General features: G+C 69.3%; 8 protein-coding genes. 1 reads left to right on the top strand and 7 read right to left on the bottom strand.

From position 1 onward, the window contains the following. From ACFWF3_RS17210 to ACFWF3_RS17195, 4 genes are all read right to left on the bottom strand, one after another. Positions 1–1,044: NADP-dependent malic enzyme (locus ACFWF3_RS17210; protein WP_379314433.1), on the bottom strand; the 1,044-nt coding region annotated here is incomplete at its 3' end. 425 nt (positions 1,045–1,469) lie between these two features. Beyond that, the gene (locus ACFWF3_RS17205; protein ID WP_378993392.1) at positions 1,470–3,026 is read right to left on the bottom strand and encodes an FAD-binding protein; all 1,557 of its coding nucleotides are present in this window, start codon (positions 3,024–3,026) and stop codon (positions 1,470–1,472) included. 51 nt (positions 3,027–3,077) lie between these two features. After that, positions 3,078–3,344 (bottom strand): hypothetical protein, encoded by a 267-nt coding sequence (locus tag ACFWF3_RS17200; protein WP_378993391.1) that lies wholly within the window; start codon positions 3,342–3,344, stop codon positions 3,078–3,080. Then, the gene (locus tag ACFWF3_RS17195) at positions 3,341–4,195 is read right to left on the bottom strand and encodes a PHP domain-containing protein (RefSeq protein ID WP_378638284.1); all 855 of its coding nucleotides are present in this window, start codon (positions 4,193–4,195) and stop codon (positions 3,341–3,343) included. Before ACFWF3_RS17195 ends, ACFWF3_RS17200 begins: the two co-directional genes overlap by 4 nt. A gap of 67 nt (positions 4,196–4,262) precedes the next feature. On the opposite strand from ACFWF3_RS17195, the gene ACFWF3_RS17190 reads away from it, so the two are divergent. Continuing rightward, complete coding sequence (locus ACFWF3_RS17190) at positions 4,263–5,351, top strand: magnesium and cobalt transport protein CorA (RefSeq protein WP_378993566.1); 1,089 nt, start codon at positions 4,263–4,265, stop codon at positions 5,349–5,351. Here ACFWF3_RS17190 and ACFWF3_RS17185 read toward each other — a convergent pair. The 3 genes from ACFWF3_RS17185 to ACFWF3_RS17175 form a co-directional block, all read right to left on the bottom strand. Then, positions 5,348–5,929 carry a suppressor of fused domain protein gene (locus tag ACFWF3_RS17185; protein WP_378993390.1) on the bottom strand — a complete coding sequence of 194 codons (582 nt, stop codon included), beginning with the start codon at positions 5,927–5,929 and terminating at the stop codon, positions 5,348–5,350. The two genes, ACFWF3_RS17190 and ACFWF3_RS17185, sit on opposite strands and share 4 nt — an antisense overlap. Positions 5,930–5,933: 4 nt before the next feature. Then, entirely contained in the window at positions 5,934–6,428 is a 495-nt protein-coding gene (locus ACFWF3_RS17180; protein ID WP_056813349.1) for a general stress protein, read from the bottom strand. Positions 6,429–6,494: 66 nt separating this feature from the next. After that, positions 6,495–7,365: HpcH/HpaI aldolase/citrate lyase family protein (locus tag ACFWF3_RS17175; RefSeq protein WP_379314432.1), on the bottom strand; the 871-nt coding region annotated here is incomplete at its 5' end.

Genomic DNA, 7,365 nt, shown 5'->3' with positions numbered 1-7,365 from the left:
GTCGAGCGCACCCTTGAACACGCCGGGGAAGGCGAGCACATTGTTGATCTGGTTCGGGAAGTCGCTGCGGCCCGTCGCCACGATCGCCACGTACTTGGCGGCCACGTCGGGGTGGATCTCCGGGTCCGGGTTGGACATGGCGAACACGATCGCCTCGGGCGCCATCGAGGCGATGAGCTCCTCGGGGATCGTGCCCGCGGACAAACCGAGGAACACATCGGCGCCGGCGAGCGCCTCGGCCGGACCACCGGTCAGGCCACGCGGGTTGGAGCGGGCGGCCAGGTCGGCCTTCACACCGTTGAGGCCGTCGCGACCGGCACTGACGATGCCCTTCGAGTCGAGCACGACCACATCGGGAACGCCGGCGGCGATCAGGATGTTCGCGCACGCCACACCGGCCGCGCCGGCGCCGGAGACGACAACCTTCAGCCCGGACATGTCACGGCCCTGCACCGCGGCCGCGCCCTTGAGGGCGGCCAGCACCACGATGGCGGTGCCGTGCTGGTCGTCGTGCATGACCGGGCAGTCCAGCGCCTCGATGACGCGGCGCTCGATCTCGAAGCAGCGCGGGGCGGAGATGTCTTCCAGGTTCACCGCGCCGAAGCTCGGACGCAGGTGGATCAGCGTCTGGACGATCTCGTCGGGATCGGTGGTGTCGAGCACCAGCGGGATCGAGTTCAGGCCGGCGAACTTCTTGAACAGCGCGGCCTTGCCCTCCATCACGGGCAGCGAGGCGCGCGGGCCGATGTCGCCGAGGCCGAGCACCGCGGTGCCGTCGCTGACCACGACCACGAGCCGGTCGGTCCAGGTGTAGGTCTTGGTGAGCGCGGCGTCCTCGGCGATCGCCCGGCTGACCTGGGCGACACCGGGGGTGTAGGCGATGGACAGGTCGCGCTGGGTCTCGAGGGGGGCGCTGAGCTCGACAGACAGCTTTCCACCGAGGTGACCCGCGAAGATCTCCTCCTGGGTGATCGCAGCGAGGCTCGCTGCGTCATCGGCCTTGGGCGCCGCGGTGGCATTCGGTGCGTCAGTCACAGGTGACACGATTTCACTCCTGCTCGAGTCGGGCTCAACCGGGGGACGGTTACCGCCGGGTATATCGGAACTACGAATTTCTGGGACGCCGGATCGCTACGACACTGATGCGCTACGACGCTCATCGGGTGCGCGTCCGCACGCGTTTCACGGTGGCAACCGGTACACGTGGCGCGGCACTGATCCGCCGAGCGGAACCGGACGGGTGTGTCCGGGCGAGCAAAACGGGTCGACCAACGCTGCGACGGTGCGTCGCACGGCGGAAGGTCACCGATGTTTCCCCGAACCCGGCGGTGGCAAGGGAAGGGAATCCGCAACATTCTGCCAGCACGATGCGTCGATTGCCAAACCGCGTCATGTGTCGAGCGTAGCCGTGTCGAATTGCCGTGGCGTAAGCGAAAACTCGCAGCGCAGCGGGAACATCCGGTGAACTTTCACACCGTGGCGGGGGTGGCCGCGGTGAGCTCGCCACCGAGTGGCTCCGGCCATTCCTCCCGGCGCACCCACACGTCGTCGAGCCCGCCGCAGCGCAGCCGGACCAGCCAGTCCGAGTGCGCGGCGGGGTGGTCGATGCGACGGTGGATACCGCGGCTCTCGGTGCGCACGAGCGCGCTGTAGCCCGCCCACCGGGCGACGGCGAGCAGCGCAGCCGCCTGGCGAGCCCGCAGCTGCCCCACCCCGAGGCCACCCAGGTCGAACTGGGCGCCGGGCCACATCGCGTCCAGCTCGGCGATGCTGTCGCCGAGGCTGCCCGCGCTGCGCCGGTAACTGCGGCGCAGCGGCAGCGTGTGCTCCTGCACCAGGCCGATCACCGACCGCGGGTCGATGTGGGCGTGCGGCCCGAGGCCCGCGCCCGGCACCGGACTCGCACTGCTCGCCCTTTCGTTGGCGACCGCGAACGCGGCGGCGCCCTGCCCCGCCCAGGTGCCCGAGGCCAGCGCCCAGGCCCCGTTGAGGCCGCCGCGGGCGCCGGCCGCTCCGGTGACGATCTGCCGGCCGGTCACATCGCCGGCACCGAACAGGCCGCGGATCGTCGTCGAGCAATCGGTATCGGCGAGGGCCAGCCCGCCCGCGCCACGGATCGTTCCCGCCAGTACCGCCCGCACGGGCACCCGACCCGCGGCGTCGACCGCGCCGTGCCTGCTCAGCCAGTGCCGGACGGTGTCGGGCACCTCGCTCAGCGCCGCGAAGACCCGCCGGCCGTCCGCGATGGCGGTGAGCGCCGCCGGGTATCGGTCGGGCAGTTCGGCGCCCGCTTCGTCGTAGAGGGCAGCGAAATGCACCGACAGCCCGGGCGCGACCGCCGGATGCGGATGGACTCGCGACAGCACCGGCGCCAGTCCGTAGGCACTGGAGAATTCCATCCCGCACAGTTCGGCGCCTGCCTCGGCCGCCATCAGCAGGCCCTCGCCGGTACTCACCTCGGTGCCCGCACCGCCGGACAGGAACGCGCAACCACCGGTGGCGACCACGACCGCGCCTGCCCGGATGACCCACGGCCGAAACTTGTTGTGGCGCTGGACCCCCGCCGCACCGACCACGGTGCCCGCCGGGTCGACCAGCAATTGCAGCGCCGGATGATGATCGAGGATGCGCACGCCCGCCTCCAGCGCGCCGCGCCGGAGCCGGCGCAGGTAGCTCGCGCCGTCGAAGTGCGCGTGGGCCGGGTCGCCGCTCGGATCGGGCACGCGATGGCGGGTGCCCGACCAGGTCTGCAATCGCCGGTGGGTCTCGTCGACCACGCGGTGCAGCCAGGCCCGATCCCCGAGCCCGCCGCCGGAGACGAACATCTCCTCGACCGCCTCCGCGCGGCCCGGACCGGGCGGAATATCCCAGAGCACGGTCGTGCCGTACACGGTGGGACCGCTGGAACCGCAGCGACTCTTGTCGACCAGCACCACCCGCGCGCCCGTCGCCGCGGCCGAGACAGCAGCCCAGAGCCCGGCGGGTCCACCGCCGAGGATCAAGACATCCGTTTCGATGCTGGTCACAAAGAGAAATATTCGGGCACAGTTCACCCGTCCGCAACCATTACGCGGCCGTCAACCCCACCATTGTGTCCAAAGCAATACACCGGCCGTGACCAAGACCGCCGCGGACCCGAACAGCGTGGCCACACCGCGACGCCGATCGGCGAAGACCTGCGCGACGACCACCACGACCGCGGCCACGAAATGCCACGCCAGCGATTCCGCGCCCGGCCCGGGAAAGTCGCGGCGCGAGCCGATCACCGCCGCGCCGACGACCACGCACAAGAGCACGAGTACCCCACCCGCGACAACGCCGCTGACCGCACGCAACAGCGTCACGGGGCGATCACCGGCGTCCCGCTCGCCTTGTCGATGAGTGCTTCGTACTGATCGGGATCGGTGCCACACGCGCCGATCTCGATGGTCTTGTTGCTGCCGTGATAGTCCGACGAGCCGGTGCGCACCAGGCCCAGTTCTCGCGAAAGACCGGTCAGCACAAGACGATCGGCTTCGCTGTGATCAGGGTGGTCGATCTCGAGCCCACCGAGGCCGAGCCCGGCCAGCTCCCTGATGTCGTCGAGCGCCAGCAGCCTGCCCCGCTTCCGTGCGCGAGCATGGGCGATCACGCTGACTCCGCCCGCGGCCGCGATCAGCCGCACGGCCCTCGGCAGCGGGGTGTCTGCCTTCTCGGCGTAGTACGGCCCGTGCGGCGCGAGCAGATCGACGAACGCGGCATTCACGCTCTCGACCACGCCCGCCGCGACCAGTGCCTGCGCCAGATGCGGCCTGCCCACCGCCGGACCCGCGGTCGCCATCACATCGACGGGATCGATCGGTAGTCCGTCGGCTGCCATCTTCTCGGCCATCGCCCGCACTCTGGCCACCCGCTCGCCGCGCAACCGCTCGCGCTCCTCGGCGAAACCGCGGTCGGTGGGGTCGAACAGATACGCCAGCAGGTGCACCGGCACGGGGTAGCCGTCCTCCCCCATGCCCGTGCACGACATCTCCATGCCACGCACCAGGGTGAGTCCCGAGGGGCGGGCAGCCTCGGCCTCGGCCCAGCCACCGGTGGTGTCGTGGTCGGTGATCGCGACGACGTCGAGGCCGGCCGCCGCGGCATGCCGCACCAGTTCGGCGGGGGTGTCGGTGCCGTCGGAGGCGGTGGAATGGGTATGCAGGTCGATGCGCACACCTCAGTCTTACAGTGCGGTGTCGGGTCCCGCGCGTTCCCGGGTGCGCGAGGACGGTGCCCGTAGGATCCACTCGGTGCCCTCATTTCCGCCGATGCCGTCGTTCCACGGGCCCCATCGCGCGACGAAAACTCCGCGACCGCGGGTCCCCGTACCGACGGCACGAGCGATCGTCGACTGCGGGGTCTACGTCGACGGCGAGCGGCAGCCGGGACATTTCACACCGCAGCAGGCGCTGACCGCGGCGGAGAAGACCGATGCGGGATTCGTCTGGATCGGCCTGCACGACCCGGACGAGCGGCAGATGAACGACATCGCCTCGATCTTCGACCTGCACCCACTGGCGGTGGAGGACGCGGTGCAGGGCAGGCAACGCCCCAAGCTCGAGCGCTACGGCGACACCCTGTTCCTGGTGATGAGCACGGTCTGTTACGTCGAACACGACATCGACTCGACCAGCGAGATCGTGGAGACCGGCGACATCATGGTCTTCACCGGGCCGCGCTTCGCCGTCACGGTGCGCCACGGCGAGCACACCCACCTGTCCACTGTGCGCCACGAGCTCGAAAAGCAGCCCGAGCAGCTGAAATACGGGCCGACCGCGGTATTGCACGCCGTCGCCGACCACATCGTCGACACCTACGTCGATGTCACCGAGTCCGTCGGCGTCGACATCGACGAAATGGAAGAGGCGGTGTTCACGCCCGCCTCCAAGATCGGCATCGGCTCGATCTACCAGCTCAAACGCGAAGTGGTGGAATTGCGAAGGGCGGTCGCGCCGCTGGCGGTTCCGCTGGAGCGGCTGGTGAACAACACCGACTTACCGGTGCCGACCGAGATCCGGCGCTATCTGCGCGACGTGGCCGATCACCAGGCCAGCGTCTCCGATCACATCAGCTACTTCGACGAGGCGCTCAGCGGGTTGGTCAATGCCGCGCTGGCCAAGATCAGCGTTCAGCAGAACACCGACATGCGCAAGATCTCGGCCTATGCCGCGATGGCGGCGGTACCCACGATGATCGCGGGCGTTTACGGCATGAACTTCGACCACATGTGGGAGTTGCACCAGGTGTGGGGCTATCCCGTGGTGCTGATCGTGATGGCGGTGCTGTGCGCGGTGCTGTTCCGCAGCTTCCGCCGCAACGGGTGGCTCTAGAGATTCACCGCACCGCGCTCGGGATCACGCACGTCGATCCCGGCTTCGGCCCAGGCGTCGCGCAATGCCTGGGCGCCACGCACGCGCACCCAGGCGGCCTCGGTCGCGGTCACCGGGGTGACGCTGAGGTAGCGCACCGGGTCGGCCGGGTCCGGCAGCGCGATCGCGGGAATATCGCTCTCGCCGAGCACGACCGCGGTGAACTTCGCGTTGCGCCACAGCGGTTCTCCGAGATCGAGTAGCGCGTCGGCCTGCAGCACAACGCCTTCCACCGCGGGCGAGGCGACCAGCACACCGAGGGATTTGGCCACCCCGACCTGCGGGTCGGCGCTCATCAGCAGCGTCAGGACCAGTTCCGCGCGCGGTCCGCGCACCGGGTCGGCCAGCAGATCGGTCGGATCGCCCATCGGATGACGGGAACCGCCCAGCGTCGCGTAGTGCACCGCGCCGTCGCCCGGAATACGCAGGATCTCGACGGGTTCCAGCCCGAGGAAGGTCAGCGACGCCGAATCGACCTGTGCGCGTTCGACATCGAAGTGGTCCAGCACCGCGGCGCGAACCGTGTTCTCCACATCCATCGCGCTACAGAGCCAATCGGGCGAGCATGTCGCGGGCTTGTTCGGCGGACTTCGGATCGCACAGCACGTCGTAACGGCCCGCGACCAGCTGCATGGTCGAGGCGAAGTCGCGCTGACCCTTGGTGGCCGCGTACGGGATCGACGTGGTGATGACGCCGAAGACGATGCCGCCGAGCAGACCCACGACGAGCGGGCCGAGCGCACCGCCGGTGGTGGTGAACAGGCTCAGCAACAGACCGAGGAACAGGCCGAGCCAGGCACCCGACACCACGCCGCCGCCGATGACCTTGCCCCACGTGAGCCGGTACAGCACCCGCTCCACCTGCATCAGATCGACACCGACGATGGTCACGTCCTGCACCGGGAACTGCCCGTCGGCCAGGTAGTCGACCGCACGCTGCGCCTCGGCGTAGGTCGGATACGAGCCGACCGGCCAGCCCGACGGCGGCGTCGGCAGCGCCTGCCGCCCGCGATTCGAGTTGCCCAAGGGATTCGTCATAGTCCTATTCTGCTATTCGTCGACCGACTGTGCCGCAGTGAAACGCGCCATTCCACCCCCGCGGGATCAAGCGCCGGTTCTCGTCATCCCCGCGGCGCGCCCCTTGTCGGCGACAACCTGTGCCATCTTGGCGCTCGCTTCGTCGATCATCTCATCCCCCAACATGACAGCGCCACGCGCGCCACCGGCCTCGGAGGTGTGGAAGGCGTAGGTCTCCAAGATCAACTCGGCGCGGTCGTAGTCGGCCTGACGTGGACTGAAGATCTCGTTGGCCGCGTCCACCTGGCCGGGATGCAGTACCCACTTGCCGTCGAAACCCAGCGCGGCCGTGCGAGCAGCGGCCCGGCGGAAGCCGTCGACATCGCGAATCTGCAGGTAGGGACCGTCGATCGCCTGCAGCCCGTGCGCGCGGGCGGCGAGCAGGATCGTCATCAGGATGTGGTGGTAGGCGTCGCCGACGTCGTAGCCTTCCGGCTGCTCGCCCACCACCAACGTGCGCATATTGATACTGGCCATGAAATCGGCGGGCCCGAACACCAGCGTCTGCACGCGCGGGCTCGCGGTGGCGATGGCGTCGATATTGCGCAGTCCGAGCGCGTTCTCGATCTGCGGTTCGATGCCGATCCGGCCGACCTCGAGGCCGCTGGCCTTCTCCACCTGGGTGAGCAGCAGATCGAGCGCCTGCACCTGCCCCGCGTCGGTGACCTTGGGCAACAGGATCGCGTCGAGCCAGCTGCCCGCGCCCTCGACCACGCTGATCACATCGGCGAAGGTCCATTCGGTGGACCAGTCGTTGACCCGCACCACCCGCAGCTGCGAACCCCAGCCCGGTTCGTTCAGGGCGGCGACGATATTCGCCCGCGCGGCCGCCTTGGCGCCGGGGGCGACCGCGTCCTCCAGATCGAGGAACACCTCGTCGACCGGCAGCGTCTTCGCC

The organism is Nocardia sp. NPDC060220 (genome assembly GCF_042727815.1).
Classification (GTDB): domain Bacteria; phylum Actinomycetota; class Actinomycetes; order Mycobacteriales; family Mycobacteriaceae; genus Nocardia.
Note: the sequence above shows the minus strand (reverse complement) of the source record. Positions and strands in the feature narration are given on the sequence as shown.

What these genes read in the sequence shown, in the direction of transcription:
- ACFWF3_RS17185 (WP_378993390.1), bottom strand. Translation starts at nt 5,929, where the DNA reads ATGGATGTGGAGAACACGGTTCGCGCCGCGGTGCTGGACCACTTCGAT.
- ACFWF3_RS17180 (WP_056813349.1), bottom strand. Translation starts at nt 6,428, where the DNA reads ATGACGAATCCCTTGGGCAACTCGAATCGCGGGCGGCAGGCGCTGCCG.